Annotated in this window: 14 protein-coding genes, 2 tRNA genes, 3 rRNA genes, 1 pseudogene and 1 riboswitch; of the genes and pseudogenes, 13 read left to right on the forward strand and 7 right to left on the reverse strand. The window is 62.7% G+C overall.

What is annotated here, in order from left to right; translation table 11 throughout:
• The first annotated feature begins 4 nt into the window (after window positions 1–4).
• The 7 genes and pseudogenes from KEC55_RS28690 to KEC55_RS28720 all read left to right on the forward strand — a co-directional run bounded on the left by KEC55_RS28690 (window position 5) and on the right by KEC55_RS28720 (window position 8,391).
• Window positions 5–557 (forward strand): annotated as a pseudogene (locus tag KEC55_RS28690) (phosphonate degradation HD-domain oxygenase).
• Between the two features lie 504 nt (window positions 558–1,061).
• Window positions 1,062–2,596 (forward strand): 16S ribosomal RNA (locus KEC55_RS28695).
• Between the two features lie 63 nt (window positions 2,597–2,659).
• Window positions 2,660–2,736 (forward strand) — tRNA-Ile (locus KEC55_RS28700).
• 40 nt (window positions 2,737–2,776) lie between these two features.
• Window positions 2,777–2,852: transfer RNA gene (locus KEC55_RS28705), tRNA-Ala, on the forward strand.
• 280 nt (window positions 2,853–3,132) lie between these two features.
• A 23S ribosomal RNA gene (locus KEC55_RS28710) occupies window positions 3,133–6,012 on the forward strand.
• Window positions 6,013–6,168: 156 nt separating this feature from the next.
• Window positions 6,169–6,281, forward strand: a 5S ribosomal RNA gene (gene rrf, locus KEC55_RS28715).
• Together the 16S, 23S and 5S rRNA genes with 2 tRNA genes alongside form the textbook arrangement of a ribosomal RNA operon.
• A 685-nt stretch (window positions 6,282–6,966) precedes the next feature.
• Window positions 6,967–8,391 carry a DHA2 family efflux MFS transporter permease subunit gene (locus KEC55_RS28720; protein WP_282508483.1) on the forward strand — a complete coding sequence of 475 codons (1,425 nt, stop codon included), beginning with the start codon at window positions 6,967–6,969 and terminating at the stop codon, window positions 8,389–8,391.
• A 223-nt stretch (window positions 8,392–8,614) separates the two neighbouring features.
• Here KEC55_RS28720 and KEC55_RS28725 read toward each other — a convergent pair whose 3' ends face one another.
• The 3 genes from KEC55_RS28725 to KEC55_RS28735 form a co-directional block, all read right to left on the reverse strand.
• Window positions 8,615–9,358, reverse strand: coding sequence for a 2OG-Fe(II) oxygenase (locus KEC55_RS28725; protein WP_282511450.1), 744 nt, complete (start codon window positions 9,356–9,358; stop codon window positions 8,615–8,617).
• 446 nt (window positions 9,359–9,804) lie between these two features.
• Window positions 9,805–11,397: an inorganic phosphate transporter gene (locus KEC55_RS28730; RefSeq protein ID WP_282508484.1), complete on the reverse strand. Its 1,593-nt coding sequence runs from the start codon at window positions 11,395–11,397 to the stop codon at window positions 9,805–9,807.
• A gap of 168 nt (window positions 11,398–11,565) precedes the next feature.
• Window positions 11,566–12,153: a histidine phosphatase family protein gene (locus KEC55_RS28735; protein ID WP_282511452.1), complete on the reverse strand. Its 588-nt coding sequence runs from the start codon at window positions 12,151–12,153 to the stop codon at window positions 11,566–11,568.
• Window positions 12,154–12,199: 46 nt separating this feature from the next.
• Window positions 12,200–12,342: riboswitch (cobalamin riboswitch) on the forward strand.
• A gap of 33 nt (window positions 12,343–12,375) precedes the next feature.
• On the opposite strand from KEC55_RS28735, the gene KEC55_RS28740 reads away from it, so the two are divergent.
• On the forward strand, window positions 12,376–12,585 hold the full coding sequence (locus KEC55_RS28740) for a CbtB domain-containing protein (protein ID WP_282508485.1): 210 nt from the start codon (window positions 12,376–12,378) through the stop codon (window positions 12,583–12,585).
• A 13-nt stretch (window positions 12,586–12,598) separates the two neighbouring features.
• Complete coding sequence (locus tag KEC55_RS28745; protein ID WP_282511454.1) at window positions 12,599–13,321, forward strand: CbtA family protein; 723 nt, start codon at window positions 12,599–12,601, stop codon at window positions 13,319–13,321.
• Between the two features lie 27 nt (window positions 13,322–13,348).
• Here KEC55_RS28745 and KEC55_RS28750 read toward each other — a convergent pair whose 3' ends face one another.
• Window positions 13,349–14,257, reverse strand: a complete 909-nt coding sequence (locus KEC55_RS28750) for a LysR family transcriptional regulator (RefSeq protein WP_282508486.1) — start codon at window positions 14,255–14,257, stop codon at window positions 13,349–13,351.
• Between the two features lie 128 nt (window positions 14,258–14,385).
• On the opposite strand from KEC55_RS28750, the gene metE reads away from it, so the two are divergent.
• Window positions 14,386–16,680, forward strand: coding sequence for a 5-methyltetrahydropteroyltriglutamate--homocysteine S-methyltransferase (gene metE, locus KEC55_RS28755; RefSeq protein ID WP_282508487.1), 2,295 nt, complete (start codon window positions 14,386–14,388; stop codon window positions 16,678–16,680).
• 171 nt (window positions 16,681–16,851) lie between these two features.
• Here metE and KEC55_RS28760 read toward each other — a convergent pair whose 3' ends face one another.
• Together KEC55_RS28760 and speB are read right to left on the reverse strand one after the other, a co-directional pair.
• Entirely contained in the window at window positions 16,852–18,177 is a 1,326-nt protein-coding gene (locus tag KEC55_RS28760) for an MFS transporter (RefSeq protein WP_282508488.1), read from the reverse strand.
• Between the two features lie 54 nt (window positions 18,178–18,231).
• Window positions 18,232–19,188: an agmatinase gene (speB, locus tag KEC55_RS28765; protein WP_011353980.1), complete on the reverse strand. Its 957-nt coding sequence runs from the start codon at window positions 19,186–19,188 to the stop codon at window positions 18,232–18,234.
• Between the two features lie 133 nt (window positions 19,189–19,321).
• On the opposite strand from speB, the gene KEC55_RS28770 reads away from it, so the two are divergent.
• Window positions 19,322–20,239, forward strand: a complete 918-nt coding sequence (locus KEC55_RS28770; RefSeq protein WP_262389975.1) for a LysR family transcriptional regulator — start codon at window positions 19,322–19,324, stop codon at window positions 20,237–20,239.
• A 63-nt stretch (window positions 20,240–20,302) separates the two neighbouring features.
• Here KEC55_RS28770 and KEC55_RS28775 read toward each other — a convergent pair whose 3' ends face one another.
• On the reverse strand, window positions 20,303–20,767 hold the full coding sequence (locus KEC55_RS28775) for an Lrp/AsnC family transcriptional regulator (protein ID WP_059238912.1): 465 nt from the start codon (window positions 20,765–20,767) through the stop codon (window positions 20,303–20,305).
• Between the two features lie 134 nt (window positions 20,768–20,901).
• Between KEC55_RS28775 and KEC55_RS28780 the strand changes: the two genes are divergently transcribed.
• Window positions 20,902–21,528, forward strand: a complete 627-nt coding sequence (locus KEC55_RS28780) for a LysE family translocator (protein ID WP_282508489.1) — start codon at window positions 20,902–20,904, stop codon at window positions 21,526–21,528.
• A 258-nt stretch (window positions 21,529–21,786) separates the two neighbouring features.
• Complete coding sequence (locus KEC55_RS28785) at window positions 21,787–23,379, forward strand: S53 family peptidase (RefSeq protein ID WP_282508490.1); 1,593 nt, start codon at window positions 21,787–21,789, stop codon at window positions 23,377–23,379.
• Window positions 23,380–23,432 lie beyond the last annotated feature (53 nt).

The following is a 23,432-nucleotide window of genomic DNA, read 5'->3' on the forward strand; positions in this document are numbered from 1 at the left end:
GCAGATGGCATTGACAGTGGACGAGATCCACGGGCTGTATCGCGAGCATGGCCATGTGGCCTATAGCGGTGAACCGGTTACGCAGCTCGAGCATGCGTTGCAGAGCGCCTTGCTGGCGGAAGAGGCGGGCGCGGATGAAGCGTTGGTCGCGGCGGCGTTCCTGCACGACCTCGGCCATCTGCTGAATCGCCAGGGCGAGACGCCGAGCGCGCGCGGGATCGACGATCTGCATCAGTATTACGTGCTGCCGTTCCTGCGGCCGCTGTTTTCCGACGCGGTGCTGGAGCCGATCCGGCTGCACGTCGACGCGAAGCGCTGCCTGTGCCGCACGGACGCCGGCTACTTGGAAAGCCTGTCGCCGGACTCGGTGCGCAGCCTCGCGTTGCAGGGCGGCATCTTCAGTGAAGAGGAGACGGCGGCGTTCCTGCAGCGCCCGTTCGCGGAGGACGCCCTGCGTCTGCGCCGCTGGGACGACACGGCGAAGGGAGGAAGGAAAAGTAACGCCGGATCTCGATCACTATATGGAGATCGTCGCGCGCCAGGTGCGCACGGCCTGACGGTTAAACGGCTTCTATATAAGGCCCCGCACGCGGCAGCGTGCGGGGCCTTATATTTTTTGAGAAACCCCTTGCGCGATTGCCGATGGATGCATAGAATCACGCCTCTTTCGCGCTAACGGAAACACGGCGCGGGAGGAAGGGAAGCGGTGCTGTTGAGGCAGGTGGTACGGGCCTCGGCGGTACAGGAAGTTGAGCCCCGCAGTCGCAACGATGTAGTAAAAAAGTTGTTGACGAACTGCGAAACACGGTTCATAATCTCGCTTCTCTGCTGCTGAAAACGCAGCACTGCCGGGAAACACGAAGTTCCTCGCAGATTGCTCTTTAAAAATTAACAGCCGATAAGTGTGGGCGCTTGATGGAAGCGAGCTGATCTTCGGATCAGATAGCGAAAGTATCAAGAGTCTCACACTAAAGTAAGTCAGGTTTATGAAGTGATTCATATTCCTGTCAGCTTTGAGTGAGCGACCGGTTCTTAACTGAACCGAAAACAGTAACAGGTTTAAACTGAAGAGTTTGATCCTGGCTCAGATTGAACGCTGGCGGCATGCCTTACACATGCAAGTCGAACGGCAGCACGGGTGCTTGCACCTGGTGGCGAGTGGCGAACGGGTGAGTAATACATCGGAACATGTCCTGTAGTGGGGGATAGCCCGGCGAAAGCCGGATTAATACCGCATACGATCTACGGATGAAAGCGGGGGACCTTCGGGCCTCGCGCTATAGGGTTGGCCGATGGCTGATTAGCTAGTTGGTGGGGTAAAGGCCTACCAAGGCGACGATCAGTAGCTGGTCTGAGAGGACGACCAGCCACACTGGGACTGAGACACGGCCCAGACTCCTACGGGAGGCAGCAGTGGGGAATTTTGGACAATGGGCGAAAGCCTGATCCAGCAATGCCGCGTGTGTGAAGAAGGCCTTCGGGTTGTAAAGCACTTTTGTCCGGAAAGAAATCCTTGGCCCTAATACGGTCGGGGGATGACGGTACCGGAAGAATAAGCACCGGCTAACTACGTGCCAGCAGCCGCGGTAATACGTAGGGTGCGAGCGTTAATCGGAATTACTGGGCGTAAAGCGTGCGCAGGCGGTTTGCTAAGACCGATGTGAAATCCCCGGGCTCAACCTGGGAACTGCATTGGTGACTGGCAGGCTAGAGTATGGCAGAGAGGGGGGTAGAATTCCACGTGTAGCAGTGAAATGCGTAGAGATGTGGAGGAATACCGATGGCGAAGGCAGCCCCCTGGGCCAATACTGACGCTCATGCACGAAAGCGTGGGGAGCAAACAGGATTAGATACCCTGGTAGTCCACGCCCTAAACGATGTCAACTAGTTGTTGGGGATTCATTTCCTTAGTAACGTAGCTAACGCGTGAAGTTGACCGCCTGGGGAGTACGGTCGCAAGATTAAAACTCAAAGGAATTGACGGGGACCCGCACAAGCGGTGGATGATGTGGATTAATTCGATGCAACGCGAAAAACCTTACCTACCCTTGACATGGTCGGAATCCCGCTGAGAGGTGGGAGTGCTCGAAAGAGAACCGGCGCACAGGTGCTGCATGGCTGTCGTCAGCTCGTGTCGTGAGATGTTGGGTTAAGTCCCGCAACGAGCGCAACCCTTGTCCTTAGTTGCTACGCAAGAGCACTCTAAGGAGACTGCCGGTGACAAACCGGAGGAAGGTGGGGATGACGTCAAGTCCTCATGGCCCTTATGGGTAGGGCTTCACACGTCATACAATGGTCGGAACAGAGGGTTGCCAACCCGCGAGGGGGAGCTAATCCCAGAAAACCGATCGTAGTCCGGATTGCACTCTGCAACTCGAGTGCATGAAGCTGGAATCGCTAGTAATCGCGGATCAGCATGCCGCGGTGAATACGTTCCCGGGTCTTGTACACACCGCCCGTCACACCATGGGAGTGGGTTTTACCAGAAGTGGCTAGTCTAACCGCAAGGAGGACGGTCACCACGGTAGGATTCATGACTGGGGTGAAGTCGTAACAAGGTAGCCGTATCGGAAGGTGCGGCTGGATCACCTCCTTTCCAGAGCTATCTCGCAAAGTTGAGCGCTCACGCTTATCGGCTGTAAATTAAAGACAGACTCAGGGGTCTGTAGCTCAGTCGGTTAGAGCACCGTCTTGATAAGGCGGGGGTCGTTGGTTCGAATCCAACCAGACCCACCATTGTCTGGCGGTAACACACCTGAGGTCATCTGTACTCAATGGGGGCATAGCTCAGCTGGGAGAGCACCTGCTTTGCAAGCAGGGGGTCGTCGGTTCGATCCCGTCTGCCTCCACCAATCACCAACGCTAAGGGCTTGGTTCATGCGATGAACCGAGAATTTTGCATTGGCGATTGAGCCAGTCAGAGTGATACGTAGTACGTATCGGCTGTCGTTCTTTAACAATCTGGAAGAAGTAAGTAATTTGGATAGCGGAAGCGTCTTGAGATGGACGTGAAAGCTATCCGGGTTGTGATTGTATCGATGTATCTCAAGATGATTCGAACTCTATGTTTGACTCAATTGGAATACGGCACAACGCGAGAACTCAACCTGTAACGAGACAGACTCGTTATAGGGTCAAGCGAACAAGTGCATGTGGTGGATGCCTTGGCGATCACAGGCGATGAAGGACGCGGTAGCCTGCGAAAAGCTACGGGGAGCTGGCAAACAAGCTTTGATCCGTAGATGTCCGAATGGGGAAACCCACTCCTTTTGGAGTATCCATGGCTGAATACATAGGCCATGTGAAGCGAACGCGGTGAACTGAAACATCTAAGTAACCGCAGGAAAAGAAATCAACCGAGATTCCCAAAGTAGTGGCGAGCGAAATGGGATGAGCCTTGTACTCTTTATTTGTATTGTTAGCGAACGCTCTGGAAAGTGCGGCCATAGCGGGTGATAGCCCCGTAGCGAAAACAGTATGAAAGAACTAAGTGTACGACAAGTAGGGCGGGACACGTGAAATCCTGTCTGAAGATGGGGGGACCATCCTCCAAGGCTAAATACTCGTGATCGACCGATAGTGAACCAGTACCGTGAGGGAAAGGCGAAAAGAACCCCGGGAGGGGAGTGAAATAGATCCTGAAACCGCATGCATACAAACAGTCGGAGCCTCGTAAGGGGTGACGGCGTACCTTTTGTATAATGGGTCAGCGACTTACGTTCAGTAGCAAGCTTAACCGTATAGGGCAGGCGTAGCGAAAGCGAGTCCGAATAGGGCGTTCAGTTGCTGGGCGTAGACCCGAAACCAAGTGATCTATCCATGGCCAGGATGAAGGTGCGGTAACACGTACTGGAGGTCCGAACCCACTAACGTTGAAAAGTTAGGGGATGAGCTGTGGATAGGGGTGAAAGGCTAAACAAACTTGGAAATAGCTGGTTCTCTCCGAAAACTATTTAGGTAGTGCCTCGTGTCTCACCTTCGGGGGTAGAGCACTGTCATGGTTGGGGGGTCTATTGCAGATTACCCCGCCATAGCAAACTCCGAATACCGAAGAGTGCAATCACGGGAGACAGACATCGGGTGCTAACGTCCGGTGTCAAGAGGGAAACAACCCAGACCGCCAGCTAAGGTCCCCAAATATAGCTAAGTGGGAAACGAAGTGGGAAGGCTAAAACAGTCAGGAGGTTGGCTTAGAAGCAGCCACCCTTTAAAGAAAGCGTAATAGCTCACTGATCGAGTCGTCCTGCGCGGAAGATGTAACGGGGCTAAGCTATATACCGAAGCTGCGGATGCGTGCTTTGCACGCATGGTAGGAGAGCGTTCCGTAAGCCTGCGAAGGTGCGTTGAAAAGCGTGCTGGAGGTATCGGAAGTGCGAATGCTGACATGAGTAGCGATAAAGGGGGTGAAAGGCCCCCTCGCCGTAAGCCCAAGGTTTCCTACGCAACGTTCATCGGCGTAGGGTGAGTCGGCCCCTAAGGCGAGGCAGAAATGCGTAGCTGATGGGAAGCAGGTCAATATTCCTGCACCATTGTTAGATGCGATGGGGGGACGGATCGCGGAAGGTTGTCCGGGTGTTGGAAGTCCCGGTCGCTGCATTGGAGAAGGCGCTTAGGCAAATCCGGGCGCAGGATTCAAGGGTGTGGCGCGAGCTCCTTAGGGAGCGAAGCAATTGGAAGTGGTTCCAAGAAAAGCCTCTAAGCTTCAGTCTAACGATGACCGTACCGCAAACCGACACAGGTGGGCGAGATGAGTATTCTAAGGCGCTTGAGAGAACTCGGGAGAAGGAACTCGGCAAATTGGTACCGTAACTTCGGGATAAGGTACGCCCTTGTAGCTTGATGCCCCTGCGGGCAGAGGGTGAAGGGGTTGCAATAAACTGGTGGCTGCGACTGTTTAATAAAAACACAGCACTCTGCAAACACGAAAGTGGACGTATAGGGTGTGACGCCTGCCCGGTGCCGGAAGATTAAATGATGGGGTGCAAGCTCTTGATTGAAGTCCCGGTAAACGGCGGCCGTAACTATAACGGTCCTAAGGTAGCGAAATTCCTTGTCGGGTAAGTTCCGACCTGCACGAATGGCGTAACGATGGCCACACTGTCTCCTCCCGAGACTCAGCGAAGTTGAAGTGTTTGTGATGATGCAATCTACCCGCGGCTAGACGGAAAGACCCCATGAACCTTTACTGTAGCTTTGCATTGGACTTTGAACCGATCTGTGTAGGATAGGTGGGAGGCTATGAAACCGGAACGCTAGTTTCGGTGGAGCCGTCCTTGAAATACCACCCTGGTTTGTTTGAGGTTCTAACCTTGGCCCGTGATCCGGGTCGGGGACAGTGCATGGTAGGCAGTTTGACTGGGGCGGTCTCCTCCCAAAGCGTAACGGAGGAGTACGAAGGTACGCTAGGTACGGTCGGAAATCGTGCTGATAGTGCAATGGCATAAGCGTGCTTAACTGCGAGACCGACAAGTCGAGCAGGTGCGAAAGCAGGTCATAGTGATCCGGTGGTTCTGTATGGAAGGGCCATCGCTCAACGGATAAAAGGTACTCTGGGGATAACAGGCTGATACCGCCCAAGAGTTCATATCGACGGCGGTGTTTGGCACCTCGATGTCGGCTCATCTCATCCTGGGGCTGTAGCCGGTCCCAAGGGTATGGCTGTTCGCCATTTAAAGAGGTACGTGAGCTGGGTTTAAAACGTCGTGAGACAGTTTGGTCCCTATCTGCCGTGGGCGTTGGATATTTGAAGGGGGCTGCTCCTAGTACGAGAGGACCGGAGTGGACGAACCTCTGGTGTACCGGTTGTCACGCCAGTGGCATCGCCGGGTAGCTATGTTCGGAAGAGATAACCGCTGAAAGCATCTAAGCGGGAAACTCGCCTTAAGATGAGATATCCCTGGGGACTAGATCCCCTTGAAGGGTCGTTCGAGACCAGGACGTTGATAGGTCAGGTGTGTAAGCGCAGTAATGCGTTCAGCTAACTGATACTAATTGCCCGTAAGGCTTGATCCTATAACAAGTCTGCCTTGTAGATCGGCGCCGTGCGCAAGCACTGGCTGCAGGATCCAGAGCGACAAGTTGGATTCTCGTGTGTGATACACACAACTCAAAATTACTGCTTCTTCCAAGATTGGTTGTGCTGCGAAGCCAGCACAACAACCCTCTTTGCCTGATGACCATAGCGAGTCGGTCCCACCCCTTCCCATCCCGAACAGGACCGTGAAACGACTCTACGCCGATGATAGTGCGGATTCCCGTGTGAAAGTAGGTAATCGTCAGGCTCCCTAAGCCAGAAACCCCCGCCCGAAAGGCGGGGGTTTTTGCATTGGTGCGGCGGAAATGCGCGCGAGCTGGCCAGGCGCAATGCGGCCGGAACTGAGGCGGCAGACGGCAGACGGCAGACGGCAGACGGCAGACGGCAGACGGCAGACGGCAGACGGCAGACGGCAGACGGCAGACGGCAGACGGCAGACGGCAGACGGCAGACGGCAGACGGCAGACGGCAGACGGCAGACGGCAGACGGTCGCGGATCAGGCATCTGCCATCCTCGAGCAATCCGCCGCCAAGCACCTCCGATTTCCCCGGTACGTTCTTCTACGGATCACGCCAATCCACCTGCAGTCAGTCTCCGGTCGATGTCGACACATCGAGAGACGAAGTCTTGATGGCCGAAAATGAGCGACGTTCGTCGACGATGATCGACAAATACCATCTTCTGGCGAACATTCCCTGCTTCATCCACCGGTCTTTCGACGCACCCTGCAGACCTGACCGTGTGCGCCCTTCGGCGAACGCAGCACGAAATTGTCATAAAAATCTATGCGCATAAAGTCCGCTCGCGCGACATGCGCTGCGGAGCGGAGAGCGACCCCTTCAGGGTAATATCGCCATTCGTCCCGATTCGCGGCGCTTGTCCACACCTGCTGGCGATCGGTGTCTTTCGCATTCCCTCTCCTGCATCGTTCATGACTGACAGCCCTGCCCAAGGTGGTCGGACGACCGACTTCTTGCCGTATCTCGTCGCCGCAACGTTCTTCATGGAGTATCTCGACACGACCGTGATCGCGACCGCGCTGCCGCAAATGGCGCATTCGTTCGGTGTCGGTCCGAACGCGCTGAGCCTCGGGATGACGGCCTACATGCTTGCGCTGGCGGTGTTCATTCCGATCAGCGGCTGGATCGCGGATCGCTATGGGTCGCGCACGGTATTCGCGAGCGCGATCGTCGTCTTCACCGGCGCGTCGGTGCTGTGCGGGCTGTCCGAGGGTGTCGTGACGTTCACGGCTGCACGGCTGCTGCAGGGTGTCGGCGGGGCAATGATGGTGCCGGTCGGACGGATGATCGTCGTGCGTAGCACCGAGAAGGCCAAGCTGATGCGAGCGATCGCGACGATCACGTGGCCGGGCATCGTCGCGCCTGTCGTCGGGCCGCCGATCGGTGGCTTCATCACGACCTATGCGTCATGGCGCTGGATCTTCCTGCTGAACGTCCCGTTCGGTATTGCCGCGCTCGTCTGTACCTGGCTGATCGTCCGGAACACGCGGGCCGACGAGCAACGGCCGCTCGACTGGGTTGGATTCGTGCTGGCCGGTGGCGCATTGACTTGTCTGTTGATCGGCACCGAAGCGGCCGGCCAGCAGGATGTCGACTTCACGCGCGCGGGTGTCCTGGTGGGCGCGAGCGTGCTGTTCGGCGTGGCCGCGTGGTTGCATGCGCGACGCTGCGCGCATCCGCTGCTCGACTTCACCACGCTGAAGGTGCCGACCTTCTCGGTGACGGTGATCACCGGTTCGATCACGCGGATGGCGATCAACGCCGTGCCGTACCTGCTGCCGCTGTTGTTCCAGATCGGCTTCGGGCTGTCGCCGTTCCAGTCCGGCCTGTTGTTGCTCGCGAGTGCGCTCGGCAATCTGGGGATGAAGGCGGGAACATCGTGGATTCTCGACCGATATGGCTTCCGGCGCGTTGCACTCGTCGACGTGACCATTGTCGGCATCTTCACGATTGCGTGCGGCTGGCTGACCGCGTCGACGCCGCTGACGATCACGTTGCTCGTCGTATTCGTCTACGGACTCACGCGGTCGATGCAGTTCACGACACTCGCGACACTCGCCTATGCGGATATCCCGGCTCATCAGACGAGTGCGGCCAGCACGCTGTGGAGTGCTGCACAGCAGATGACGATCGGGATGGGAATCGCGTTCGGTGCGTTGTCGCTGCGGCTCGCGGCGTTGGCGCGCGGCGATGCGGCCGGCATGCATTACGTGCTCGACGATTTCCGCTGGGCCTTCGTCGCGGCAGGCGTGCTCGCGCTGCTGACGCTGCCGGGCTATGCACGGCTGGCCTCCAATGCGGGCGACCGGCTGCGGGCTGGTGTGGCGCGAGGGTAGGTCGAGCGGAGAACCGAATTCGCACTGCGACAGGTGAGTGCGCCTGTTTTTCGTCGCTCACCTGAATCGTCGATCCGTTGTGGTTACGTTGGCCCGACGGTCAGCGCAATCGGCCATTTGTCACTACTGCGGGTGCCTGATCAGCCGCGCGGTGCTTTAGCGCAAACCGGAAATCATCCGCGTGACGAACGTCGAGACGGCGCCACGCTCGTCCTCGCTGCCGTCACTGCGCGTCATGGAAAATGATGCCGACCGTGTGGCGGTGGCCGCTGCGGATCCGGCTCACGCCGTGGCGCAGGTTGACGCGATAGACGCCTCGCGTCCCCTGCACGGGTCTGCCGTGCACGGCGAAGATCACCGCGTCGCCTTGCATCAGCGGCACCACTTCCGCCCGTGATTGCATGCGTGGCCGCTGTTCCGTCAACACGAATTCCCCGCCCCTGAAATCGCGGCCCGGCGCCGACAGCAGGATCGCAACCTGCAGCGGAAACACGTGCTCGCCATAGAGATCCTGATGGAGGCAGTTGTAGTCGTCGGGACCGTATTGCAGGATCAGCGGCGTCGGTCGCGTTTGCCCTGCCGCATGGCAGCGATCGAGGAATGTCGTGTGGTCTTTCGGATAGCGTACGTCGATTCCGAGCGCCTGGTTCCAGCGATTCGCGATGGGTGCGAGATGCGGGTAGATCGCCGTGCGCAGTTCGGCAATGACCGCGGGCAGCGGGTACGCGAAATACTTGTATTCGCCGCGGCCGAATCCGTGTCGCGCCATCACGACGCGTGAACGATAAAGCGCATCCCGCGGATAGAGCGACGCCAGCGCATCGCATTCGTTCGTCGAAATCAGGCCCGGCACGCGCGCGCATCCATGGCGATCGAGTTCGGCGCCGACAGTCGGCCAGTCGATGGCGTCGATGCGTTGTGTGATGTCCGGCGATTCGACGGCAGGTTGCAGATCGGCGATGTTCACGGGCATCCCTCGGTTCGTCAGCGATGTGGCGCCGATCCGTGCGTAATGCTCGGAAGCATTGCGAGCACGATTGGCGCCACGAAGAAAGTTGATGAACCCAGTCTAGCGACGTTCGTGTGCGGGTGCGCTCCAGATCTTGCGCTTCAATTCGGAAGCGAGAGGGGGCACGGGGCGCGCACGGACGCATCGAAGGCTGCGACGTATCAGTGCGGAGAGGCGGAGAAGCGGAGAAGCAGAGAGGCGGAGAGGCGGAGAGGCGGAGAGGCGGAGAGGCGGAGAGGCGGAGAGGCGGAGAGGCGGAGAGGCGGAGAGGCGGAGAGGCGGAGAGGCGGAGAGGCGGAGAAGCGGAGAGGCGGAGAGGCGGAGAGGCGCAGAGGCGGAGAAGCGAGCAGCGAATCTTCCACGACAGGCGGCCGGCGCATACCGGCCACCCGTCGCGACGCGCATCAAGCCATCGACCGGAACAACCAGTAGAGCCCGCCGGCAAGCACGATCGACGCCGGCAGCGTCAGCACCCACGCGAGCACGAGGCTGCGCACCGTGCCCCATTGCAGCCCCGACCCGTTCGCCGCCATCGTGCCCGCGACACCCGACGACAGCACGTGTGTCGTCGACACCGGCAGCCCGTACACGTCGGCGGCGCCGATCGTCAGCATCGCGACGAGTTCGGCCGATGCGCCCTGTCCATATGTCAGATGCTGCTTGCCGATCTTCTCGCCGACGGTCACGACGATCCGCTTCCAGCCGACCATCGTGCCGAGGCCCAGCGCGATCGCGACGGCAACCTTCACCCACGTCGGAATGAATTTGGTCGCGTGGTCGAGCTGCTTGCGATAGTTGTCGATCGCGAGCTTGTCGTCGGCGGCGAACGCGGGCTGGCCCGACTTCTCGATCAGGCGGATTGCTTCGGACACCAGATACATCGTGTTGCGCACGTTGTCGACGTCACGCTGCGGCACGGCTGCCATCGAGCCCGACGCGCCGACCGCGGTCGCGAGCGACGTCGACAGCTGCTGCACGGCAGGCAGCACGGCGGGCGTCAGTTCACGACGCTGCACGTAGTGTTCGACGTCGGCGCGCGGGTTCGCGGACGGCGCGACGCCGTTCGTATACTTCCCGAATGTCGCGGCGGCCTGGGTCGCGACCGCCACGAACGTTTGCGATTCGGCCGGCGTGACGGCCTTGTTCAGTGCATACGCAGTCGGTACCGTGCCGATCAGGATCAGCATGATGAGCCCCATCCCTTTCTGCCCGTCGTTTGACCCGTGCGCGAACGACACGCCCGTGCAGGTCAGGATCAGCAGGCAGCGAATCCAGAACGGCGGCGGCTGATCCTTCGGCGGCTCCTTGTACAGCTCCGGGATCCGCACGAGCGTCTTCAGCACGAGCAGCAGCAGCGCTGCGCACAGAAAGCCGACGATCGGCGAGAACAGCAGCGACTTGCCGACACCGAGCGCCTGGCCCCAGTCGACGCCGCTCGTACCCGACGGCCCGTGCATCAGCTGGTTCATCAGCCCGACGCCGATGATCGACCCGATCAGCGTATGCGAACTCGACGACGGCAACCCGAAATACCAGGTCGCGAGGTTCCACACGATTGCGGCGATCAGCAGTGCGAACACCATCGCGAAGCCCGCGCCGCTGCCGACCTGCAGGATCAGCTCGACCGGCAACAACTGCAGGATGCCGAACGCGACGGCGCCGCTCGAGACCATTACGCCCAGGAAGTTCCACATGCCGGACCAGATCACCGCGACGTTGGGCGTCAGCGAGTGCGTGTAGATCACGGTGGCGACCGCGTTCGCGGTGTCATGGAAGCCGTTGACGAATTCGAAGCCGAGCGCGATCAGCAGCGCGGCGCCGAGCAGAAGGTACGGGAACAGCTTCCCTTCGCGGACCGGCGACAGATCGTCGATCAGGTGCGTGGCGATATAGATCGCACCGAGCGCGAGCACCAGCAGGAAGACGGCATAGCCGACCTGTCTGGTGCGTTCGACGGAGCCCGAGTTGTTCGGTGCGGACGAAGCAGGTTGATTCATGACGGCATCTCGTAAGGGAACCGCGTCCGATCCTATCTGCGGCCAGCAGTCAGTTTGATGACAGTCGGGACCACGAACGGTGTGTCTTACAGCGATGTAAGGTGTACTTGCGGCGAGACGCGTCGACTCGTATCGCGATTCACATCGTGACCGCGACGCGGAAGGGGCTCACGCGAGAGTGTCGCGCCGATCGTCGTCCCCGATCAACGTCCAGCCATGTGGCGACGCAACGAACGTCGTGCAGGACAGCGGCGGGACGTCGATGCGGGTTGCTGCCTTCGAATCCATCCGCAGCACGTGTGCGATGGCCGCGCGGACGATTGGCGCATGCGTGATTGCGACGATGTCGCGGTCGTGCTGCAGCGCGTTCAACCATGTGCCGACGCGGCGCATGGTTGCTTCGAACGATTCACCGCCGTGCGGCGACGCCGACGGATCTCCGATCCACGCACCCAGTTCGTCCGGCAAGTCGCGAGCGAGGTCGTGCAAGCGCTGGCCTCGCCAGTTGCCGTAATCGATGTCGCGCAGTGCGTCGTCAACGTCGACATGAAGGCCGAGCGCATCGGCGGTCTGCCGCGCGCAGCAAGCAGGGCTGCACAGCACGAGCGCGCCGGCGGTACCTGCCCACCGGGCGCGTAGCGAAGCAGCTGCGGCGAGCCCGTGTGTATCGAGCGGATCGTCGTCGGGAAACGTGCCGGTACGCATCGCCCGGGTCGATGCGTGTGCGATCAGGCGTAGCGAGGCATGCAGGGTCATGTCGGTTTTCGGGGGCTCCGGAGCGGGACGCGATCGCCATTGCGCGATCACTTCAATACACGAACGTTCGCGCGTACAATTCGCCCGATACGAAACGCGGAAGCCGGTGCAATTCCGGCGCGGTCGCGCCACTGTAACCGGGGAATCCATGATCCCGGAAGCCAGACCTGCCTTCGTACCCATCCAACATTTGTCGGGGCGCGATTCCCCTGAGGTGCATCCATGAACGAAGCAGTGCTGAAGCCGGCAGTCGTGCCGGCACCCATCCCCGTCCGTGAACTGTTGCCGTGGGCCGTATTCGTTGGCCTGATCCTGTTGCTCGCCCTCTATTTCGTCGGCGCGGAACAAGGCGCGACGTCGCTCGTGCCGGGCATGTACGTCCACGAATTCGTCCACGACGGCCGCCATCTGCTCGGCTTTCCCTGCCACTGACGCGGAGGTCATGATGGTCGGAAAGCTGCTCATGCGCGGGATGCTCGCAGGCATCGCCGCAGGCCTCCTCACGTTCGGTTTCGCCCGAGTCGTCGGTGAACCGCAAGTCGATCAGGCGATCTCCTTCGAAGAAAAAACCGACGCCGCCAAAGGCGACGCACCGGAGCCCGAACTGGTCAGCCGCCACACGCAGGCCGGCCTCGGGCTGCTGACGGGCGTCGTGACCTACGGCGCGGCATTCGGCGGGCTGTTCTCGCTGGTCTTCGCGTTTGCCTACGGGCGGGGCAGCCGCCTCCCGGCCCGTCCGCTGGCCGCGTGGCTCGCGCTGGCGGCGTTCGTCGCGCTCGTCATCGTGCCGAACCTCAAGTACCCGGCCAATCCGCCGTCGGTCGGCGATCCCGACACGATCGGCTATCGCACGGGCCTGTTTTTCCTGATGATCGCGATCTCGGTCGCGACGATGGTGTTCTCGGTCAGCGTGCGCCGCCATTTGCTGGCGAAGCTCGGCCAGTGGAACGCGTCGATCGTCGCCGGGCTCGTGTTTGTCGCGATCATCGCGGCCGTGCAGATCGGGCTGCCGTCGGTCAGCGAGTTGCCTGCCGATTTCCCGGCGGCCCTGCTGTGGAAGTTCCGCGTCGCGGCAATCGGCATGCAGGTGATCATGTGGACGACGATCGGCCTGCTGTTCGGCGCGTGGGTCGAGCGCAGCGAACGCGTCGGCGTGCGCGCCGCGTAACGCACAGCGCAACGGAGCGGAGCGTGCCTAGCGCAGGATGCGCGGCGCGCTCCACGTCGATTCGCGCGCGAGCGCGACGAACGCGGCCAGATAGTCGATCGATGCCTCCGCTTCGCGGATGCCGAGGAAGATCTGCTTCGAGATGCCCTTCTTGCCGAGCTTGACCGGCACGACCGGCATCCGGTCCGCGTACTCGTCGGCCAGCCATCTCGGCAGCGCGGCCACGCCGCGTTCGCTCGCCACCATCTGCAGCATGATGTCGGTGGTCTCGATCGATTTGTGCCGCCTCGGCACGATGCCGGCCGGCGTCAGGAACTGGTTGTAGATGTCGAGCCGGTCGGTCTCGACCGGGTACGTGATCAGGATCTCGTCGGTCAGTTGCTCGGGCGTCACGTAGTCGGCGTTCGCGAACCGGTGCGAGTCGGCGACCACCAGCACCTGCTCGTAGTCGAACACGGGATCGAAGCGCAGGCCCGGCTTGTTCAGCGGATCGGGCGTCACGAGTACGTCGATGTCATGGCCGAACAGCGCGCCGATACCGCCGAACTGGAAGCGCTGCTTCACGTCCACGTCGACGTCGGGCCAGCGTGACAGGTACGGCGACACGACCTTCAGCAGCCACTGGTAGCACGGGTGGCACTCCATCCCGATACGCAGCGTGCCGCGCTCGCCCTTCGCGTACTGCTTCATCCGCTCCTCGGCAAGCTCGAACTGCGGCAGCAGCCGGTTCGCCAGTTTCAGCAGATATTGCCCGCCCTGCGTGAGCCGCAGGCCGCGGCCTTCGCGGTCCCAGATCGGCGTGCCGAGCTGCTGCTCGATTTTCCGGACGGTATGGCTGAGCGCCGATTGCGTGAGGTGCAGCGCGTTGGCGGCCGCGGTCAGCGAGCCCTGACGCTCGACTTCACGAATGACGACGAGATGGAATCGTTCCAGCATGGATTTCGCTCGCGCAACAGACACATGAACAACGTTAATGGATGAATGAAATAATGCCATTTTATTTCATGGTTTGAAATCCCTATGATGGCTGCCGGATCTTCAATTTTTCTCTGGACGGCAGCTTCATGGTTACGACACACAACCTCGGTTTTCCGCGCATCGGCGCGAAGCGCGAACTCAAGTTCGGTCTCGAACGCTACTGGAAGGAAGAGTCGTCGCGTGACGCGCTGAAGGCGCTCGGCGCCGAGCTGCGCCGGCGCCACTGGCACGACCAGCGCGACCTGGACCTGGCGCCGATCGGCGATTTCGCGTTCTACGACCAGGTGCTCGACATGAGCTTCACGCTCGGCAACCTGCCGAAGCGCGTGCAGGATTTCCATGGCGACGCGCTCGACAACTATTTCCGCGTCGCGCGCGGCCGTTCGGCGCAGTCGGCGGAAGAACACGCGGCATGCTGCGGCGGTGTCGCGGCCGGTGAAATGACGAAGTGGTTCGACACGAACTACCACTACATCGTGCCGGAGTTTCACGCGGACACGAACTTCTCGCTCGATCCGTCGCGCCTGCTGCAGCAACTCGCCGAGGCGAATGCGCAGGGCGTGAACGCGAAGCCGGTGATCCTCGGCCCCGTCACGTACCTGTGGCTCGGCAAGGCGAAGGACGATTCCGATCGCCTCGCGCTGCTGCCCAAGCTGCTGCCCGTGTACGGCGCGCTGCTCGACACGCTGACCGCGCAGGGTGTCGAATGGGTGCAGATCGACGAACCGATCCTCGTGACGGAGCTCGATGCCGAATGGCGTCAGGCATTCCGCACCGCGTATGCGGCGCTGGAAACGCGTCGCATCAAGCTGCTGCTCGCCACGTACTTCGGCCAGCTTCAGGACAACCTGACGCTCGCGGCTTCGCTGCCGGTCGACGGCCTGCATGTCGATGCGATCAACGCACGCGACGAAATCGACGCACTGGTGCGTGAACTGCCGGCCGAGCGCGTGCTGTCGGTGGGCGCGATCAACGGCCGCAACATCTGGAAGACGGATCTGAACGCGACGCTCGACTGGCTCGAACCGCTCGCGAAGCAACTGGGTGATCGCTTGTGGCTCGCGCCGTCGTGCTCGCTGCTGCACGTGCCGGTCGATCTCGCGAGCGAGGAGAAGCTCGATGCGGAAATCCGCTCGTGGCTCGCGTTCGCGCTACAGAAGCTCGACGAGCTGAAGGTGCTCGCGACCGCGCTGAACGAAGGCCGCGACAAGGTGGCCGAGGCGCTCGCTGCGAACGCTGCCGCGATCGACTCGCGCCGTCGCTCGCCGCGCGTGAACAACCCGGCGGTGAAGGCCGCGATCGCGCGCATCGACGCGCAGCTCGGCAATCGCGTGAGCGCCTACGCGGAGCGTGCGTCGAAGCAGTCGGCGCGACTGAAGCTGCCGGCTTTCCCGACGACAACGATCGGCTCGTTCCCGCAGACCGCCGAAATCCGCCAGGCGCGCAGCCAGTTCAAGGCCGGCGCGCTGGACGAGGGCGGCTACCGCGCGGCGATGCAGGCCGAAATCGAGCGCAGCGTGCGCGAACAGGAATCGCTCGAACTCGACGTGCTCGTGCACGGCGAAGCCGAGCGCAACGACATGGTCGAATACTTCGGCGAGCAGCTCGACGGCTACGCATTCAGCCAGTTCGGCTGGGTGCAGTCGTACGGTTCGCGCTGCGTGAAGCCGCCGATCCTGTTCGGCGACATCAGCCGCCCGAAGGCGATGACGGTCGAATGGATCACCTACGCGCAGTCGCTGACGAACAAGCCGATGAAGGGCATGCTGACCGGCCCCGTGACGATCCTGAACTGGTCGTTCGTGCGCGACGACCAGCCGCGCTCGGTGTCGTGCTACCAGCTCGCGCTGGCGATCCGCGAGGAGGTGCTCGATCTCGAGAAGGCCGGTGTGCGCGTGATCCAGATCGACGAGGCCGCGCTGCGCGAAGGGCTGCCGCTGCGCCGCGCGCAATGGGGCGAGTACCTGAAGTGGGCGGTCGAATCGTTCCGCATCACCGCGAACGGCGTGCAAGACGACACGCAGATCCATACGCACATGTGCTATTCGGAGTTCAACGACATCATCGCGTCGATCGCCGACATGGACGCGGACGTGATCACGATCGAGACGTCGCGCTCGGACATGGAGCTGCTCGACGCGTTCGACAGCTTCAGGTATCCGAACGAGATCGGGCCGGGCGTGTACGACATCCATTCGCCGAACATCCCGACGCAGGATCACATCGTCGGCCTGATGAGGAAGGCGGCGGAACGGATTCCGGCCGAGCGCTTGTGGGTGAATCCGGACTGTGGCCTGAAGACGCGCCAGTGGGCGGAGGTGATCCCGGCGTTGACGAACATGGTTGCTGCAGCGAAGACGCTGCGCAACCAGGTGCATTGACGCGGGCAACGCGGGCCGGTCGTATTGCGCGCACCGCGGCTCGCGCAACGCGATGCCTGCCTTGGCGCTCGGACTTCCGTACGGGCAAATGAAAAAGGGCAGCGCGGTGCGCTGCCCTTGCTTGCGATGACCGGGCAGGCGGGTGAAGCTGCCTGCGCCGGTGCACGGGTGTTACACGGTGCGTGCGCCGCGCGGCAGCGCGTCGTCCTGCTTGCGGGGCGCACCGGCATCGTCGATGCTGACGCGGCGCGAGATCAGCCACACACACAGCGACGACACCACGGCGGCACTCGTGTACTGGATCGCGAGCGGCCACCATTGCGGCGCAGTGTTCTGCGCGATGATGGTCGCCACCAGCGGCGTGAGGCCACCGGCGAGCGCACCGCACACCTGGTACGCGATCGAGATCGCCGTATAGCGGATGCGTGCGACGAAGATGCCGCTGACGAAGCCCGCGACGACCGAGTAGTAGCCCGATTCCGCGAGCGTCGCGAGGCCGACGCCGACCGTGATCGACAGCGGCGTGCCCATGTGCACGAGCGGCAGCATCAGGAACGGGACGATCGCGGCCCATGCGCCGGTAATCAGCAGCACGCGCGTGGTGCCGAAGCGCTGCGCGAGGAACGCGGCCGCGAGCTGCACGACGAACTGCAGCACCGCGACGATCGTCATGCAATGCAGCACCATCGACCGGTCGAGCGACAGGAATTGCGTCGCATAACTGATCATGAAGATGTTGCTGAAATACACGCCGGCGATGCCGTACACGTTCGCACCGATCGCGAGCAGCAGCAGCGGCCAATACTTGAGCGCTTCACGCAACGGTTTTTGCGCGATGTTGCCGCTCTTCTTGACTTCCTCGAACTCGGGCGACTCGGACACGCTCGCGCGGATCACGAAGCCGACGATCAGCAGTACGGAACTGGCGAGGAACGGCACGCGCCAGCCCCAGCTCATCATGTCGTCCTTCGACAGCGTGCTGATCGCGCCGAACGCGAGCATCGACAGGATCAGGCCGCTTGCGCTGCCAAGCTGCGCGAACGACGCGAAGAACGTGCGCTTGCCTTCGGGCGCATGCTCGCCGGCGAGCAGCACCGCGCCGCCCCATTCACCGCCGACCGCGATACCTTGCAGCACGCGCATCAGCACCAGCAGGATCGGTGCGATCACGCCGGCTTGCGCATGGGTTGGCAGCAGGCCGATCGCGACGGTCGACACGGCCATCAGCATCAGCGTCGCGAGCAGCGAGCGCTTGCGGCCGAAGCGGTCACCGAGATAGCCGAACATCACGCCGCCGAGCGGCCGCGCGAAGAAGCCGACCGCGAACGAGCCGAACGACGCGAGCAGGCTGATGAAGCGGTTTTCGCCGGGAAAGAACAGCGGCCCGAACACGATGGCGGCGGCGGTCGCGTAGCTATAGAAGTCGTACCACTCGATCGTGGTGCCGACGAACGAAGCGAGCGCCGCCCGCTTCGGTTGCTTGACGGAAGTCCCCATCTTTATGTGTGCTCCTCTGGAATCCTTTGATTTGGAATAGTGGTGGTGCCGGGATCAGTCGCGGTACGCGACGCCCGGCAGCACGCACAGCAGCTCGTACGCGAGGTTCGCGCCGAGCAGCGCGGTGGTGCCGAACGGGTCGTACGGCGGCGCGACTTCGACGAGATCGCAGCCGACGATGTTCAACCCCTTCGCGCCGCGGATGATCTCGAGCGCCTGCGGCACCGTGAGGCCCGCGATTTCCGGCGTGCCGGTGCCCGGTGCGTAGGCCGGGTCGATGCCGTCGATGTCGAAGCTGATGTAGACGGGCGTATCGCCGACGCGTGCGCGCACTTCTTCCATCAGAGGCGCAAGCGACTTGTTCCAGCATTCCTCGGCCTGGACGACGCGGAAGCCCTGCTCGCGGCACCAGTCGAAATCCTCGGCCGCGTAGCCGGTGCCGCGCAGGCCGATCTGCGTGACCTTGTCGCCGTGCAGCAGGCCTTCCTCGACCGCGCGGCGGAACGGCGTGCCGTGCGCGATCTTTTCACCCATCATCGTGTCGTTCACGTCGGCGTGTGCATCGACGTGGATCAATGCAACCTTGCCGTGCTTGCGGTGGATCGCGCGCAGGATCGGCAGCGCGATCGTATGGTCGCCGCCGAGCGTGATCGGCTTGCAATCGTGTTCGAGGATCGCGTCGTACGCGGCTTCGATGCGCGCGATCGAATCGTGCAGGTTGTACGGGTTGATCGCGACATCGCCGATATCGGCGATCTGCAGCGAATCGAAGGGCGCTGCGCGCGTGGCCATGTTGTACGGACGCAGCAGCACGGATTCGGTGCGGATCTGGCGCGGGCCGAAGCGTGCGCCGGTGCGGTTGGACGTGCCGAGATCGAACGGCACGCCGACGAAACAGGCGTCGAGGCCTTCGGCGCTCGCCACGTGCGGCAGGCGCATCATGGTGGCGATGCCGCCGCAGCGCGGCATTTCATTGCCGCCGAGCGGCTGGAAATGGGTGTGGTCGTTCATGGGCTGTCTCTTCCGATGTGGGGTTGCCGTATCATGCGACGCGGCTTGGCGCACAGTTTTACGCGCTCCGCCGGGAAAGAAGAATGCGAAGATATCGACGTAAACATCGATTTTCATCGATGTATGGAAGGGGATGAACGTGCTGGGGAATCTGTCGACCCTCGATCTGCGGCTGATCCGCGTGTTTCTCGCGGTCACGGACGCGGGCGGTGTATCGGCCGCGCAGGCCGTGCTGAACGTCGGGCAGTCGACAATCAGCGCGCAACTGTCGTCGCTCGAGACGCGGCTCGGCTACCGGCTCTGCGAGCGCGGCCGCAGCGGCTTCCGGCTTACGCCGAAGGGCGAACGGTTCCACGCGATGAGCCGCAAGCTGCTCGCGGCGCTCGACGAATTCGGGATGGCCGCGCGGCACATGGACCGCCAGCTGGTCGGCACGCTGAACATCGGCCTGATCGGCCATACGCCGGTGAGCCAGAACGCGCGGATCGCCGAGGCGATCGCCGCGTTCCGCACGCGCGACGAAGCCGTACGTTTCTCGATTTCAGTGCGCGCGCCCGGCGATCTCGAGGAGAAACTGCTGAGCGACGAGATCCAGATCGCGGTTGGCTACTTCTGGCACCGCGTGCCGTCGCTGCACTACACGCCGCTGTTCATCGAGCGTCAGGTCGCGTATTGCGGCCGCGGCCATCCGCTGTTCGACGGCGCCGGCATGCTGACGCCGGCCGACGTCGCGGGTTTCGAATGGGCGTGGCGCTCGTATCCGCTACCGGAGGCGCAACTGTCGACGACGCCCGACCGCGTGACCGCGACCGCCGACAACATGGAGGCCGTCGCGCTGCTGATCTTGTCCGGCCACCATCTCGGCTACCTGCCGCAGCACTTCGCGGCGCCGTACGTCGCGCAGGGATTGCTCGCGCCGCTCAATCCCGATGAACTGCGCTACGACGTGACGTTCCACATGGTCGTCGCGCGCAACGGACGCGGGAATCCGCTCGTGGAAGCGTTTCTCGAGGATCTGGAGCGCGCGCACCAGTCACCCGACGTCGCATGAGGGCGGCGTTGCCGCCAATGTGAACAAGCGTTACACCGGAGCAGGTCGTCGCCCCGGTGCGTATCACGGCACCGGCAAGCCCGCGTCGTGCTTCACCTCGCGCAGCGACAGCGCCGATTCGATCGACGTCACACCCGGCAGCATCCGCAGCGAGTCGCGCAGGAACGTGCCGTAGTCGTCGAGGTCGCGCGCGACCACCTGCAGCAGGTAGTCGGCGGTGCCCGCGACGTTGTGGCACGCGAGGATCCGCTCGATGCCGAGCACTTCCCGTTCGAACCGGTCGGCGACCTTGCGGTCGTGCGTGGCGAACCGCACGAGCACGAACGCGACGACGCCGAAGCCGAGCGCCTGCCGTGACAGCTGCGCGCGGTAGCGCTCGATGTAGCCGTCGCTTTCGAGCCGTTTGAGGCGCCGCGCACAGGGCGTCTCGGACAAGCCGACAGATTCGGCGAGACGCGCGATCGGCAGGCGGCCGTCGCGCTGCACCGCAGCGAGGATCGCGCGGTCGGTTTTGTCGAGCTCGGTCATGTTGGCGGAATCCTTGTGTCGATTCCGTGATTGTGGCGGATTCCCCTATGGATCGCCAATTCCGAGCCAAAGATGGCCAATAATCCCTCGTCTTTCAGCGGCAACATATCGTCATTGAAGGACGGGGGCAGACCATGATTTCCACGCATTTGCTGTTGATTTATCTCGCCGCGCTGGCGGCCATCTATGCGGTGCCGGGGCCTGATATGGCGCTCGTGCTGCAGACCAGCATCGGCCGTGGCGTGCGGCCGGGCATGGCGGCGGCGGCCGGCCTGTCGCTCGCACGCACCGCGCACGTGACGCTGTCGGCGTGTGGCGTCGCGGCGCTGATCCGCAGCGCGCCGTGGCTGTACGAGGTGATCCGCTACGGCGGCGCGCTGTATCTCGCCTATGTCGCGATCCAGGTGTTCCGCTCGCCGGTGTTCGCGCTCGGCGACGGCGACACGGCGGCGACGGCCGGCGAACTGCGTCAGTCGTTCGTGAAGGGGCTGCTGACGAACCTGCTGAACCCGAAGGCACTGCTGTTCTGCTCGGTGCTGCTGCCGCAGTTCGTGCGTCCCGAGGCCGGGCCGGTCGTCTGGCAGATGTTCGAGCTGGGCGCGCTGCTGGTCGCGGCCGGCGTGTGCTTCGACCTCGCGTGCGTGTTCGGTGCGTCGCGCATCGCGGCGTGGATGCGTGCGCATCCGCTCGCGCAGACCGTGCAGCGCTGGACGTTTTCGGCGGCGCTGATCGGTTTCGCGCTGCGCCTGTCGATGGACTGAACGGGGTTCTTGCACCGTTGGCGCGTCGGTCGACAGCCGCGCGGCAACGATGCGCCGATCGCCGCAGGCCGTGCGCCATGCCGGCCGTCACGCGCATGCCTTGCTGCAGAAGGGCGTGCGCGCAAATCGTCTGACTGTTCTAAACTTCCTTCACCTTCGCGCGATCGCGAACCGACTGACCGAACGGAACCGACTTCCGCCGGCTATGTCCGATTTCCTGGCTGTTCCGTGCAACGCGGTACCAAGGAGGGTCTGAACATGGCAAGGCATCTTCACGCCGACCGTGAACCCCGAATCGTCGCCGAGTCCAAGTGCCTCGGCCCGTGCGATCCGGCAGAACGCATCCACGTCACGATCATGTTGCGGCGGCAGGAAGAAGGGCAACTTGATACGTTGGTCCACCAGCTCGCCACCGGCGACACACAGGCGAAACCGCTGTCACGCGAAGCATTCGCGCAGCGTTTTTCCGCCAATCCCGACGACATCCGCAAGACCGAGGACTTCGCGCGTCATCACCAGCTCACGGTCGATCGCGTCGATCCGGTCGAGAGTGTCGTCGTGCTGTCGGGCACGATCAAGCAGTTCGAAGCCGCATTCGGCGTCACGCTCGAGCGTTTCGAGCATCGGTCGATCGGCCAGTATCGCGGCCGCTCGGGCCCGATCGCGCTACCCGACGATCTCGGCGATGCCGTCACGGCCGTGCTCGGCCTCGACAGCCGCCCGCAGGCGCGGCCGCATTTCCGGCTGCGTCCGCCGTTCCGGCCCGCGCGTGGCGGCGCGGCGGGCGTCACATTCACGCCGGTCCAGCTGGCGTCGCTGTACGGCTTTCCGGCCGGCGACGGCGCCGGCCAATGCATCGCGATCGTCGAACTCGGCGGCGGCTATCGCGCGGCCGATATCCAGCAGTACTTCCGCGGGCTCGGGATCACGACGCCGCCGACGCTCGTCGACGTGAACGTCGGGACCGGCCGCAACACGCCGACTGGCGACCCTAACGGCCCGGACGGCGAAGTCGCGCTCGACATCGAGATCGCCGGTGCGATCGCGCCGGCCGCGAAGATCGCCGTCTACTTCGCATCGAACAGCGACGCGGGCTTCATCCAGGCCGTCAACGCGGCCGTCAGCGACACGACCAACAAGCCGTCGGTGATCTCGATCAGTTGGGGCGGTGCGGAAGCGACCTGGCAGGCGCAGTCGGCGCAGGCGTTCAACCGCGTGCTGCAGGCGGCCGCCGCGCAGGGCGTTACCGTGTGCGCGGCGTCCGGCGACAGCGGTTCGGGCGACGGGCTGCAGGACGGCGCCGATCACGTCGACTTCCCCGCATCGAGCCCGTACGTGCTCGGCTGCGGCGGCACGCAGCTCGACGCGCTGCCGGGGCAGGGCATCCGCAGCGAGGTCACGTGGAACGACGAGGCTGCTGGCGGTGGCGCGGGCGGCGGCGGTGTCAGCACGCTGTTCGACGTGCCGGCGTGGCAGCAGGGGCTCGCCGTCACGCTTGCCGACGGCAGCCGCACGCCGCTCGCGAAACGCGGCGTGCCCGACGTGGCCGGCGATGCGTCGCCGCAGACGGGTTACGAGGTATCGGTCGCCGGCACGGCTACCGTGATGGGCGGCACGAGCGCGGTCGCACCGCTGTGGGCCGCGCTGATCGCACGGATCAATGCGGCGGCCGGCGCATCGGCCGGCTGGATCAATCCGGTGCTGTACAAGAATCCGGGCGCACTGCGCGACATCACGAAAGGATCGAACGGCACCTATGCGGCCGCTTCGGGCTGGGATGCGTGCACCGGCCTCGGCAGCCCGAACGGCACGCAACTCGCCGCGATCCTCGCGCGCAAGCCGTCGAGCTGACGCGCGGGCACACGCCTTTCCGTTCGACGCGGGTGTCCTGCCCGCGTCTTTTT

Source organism: Burkholderia cepacia, assembly GCF_029962485.1.
Lineage (GTDB): Bacteria > Pseudomonadota > Gammaproteobacteria > Burkholderiales > Burkholderiaceae > Burkholderia.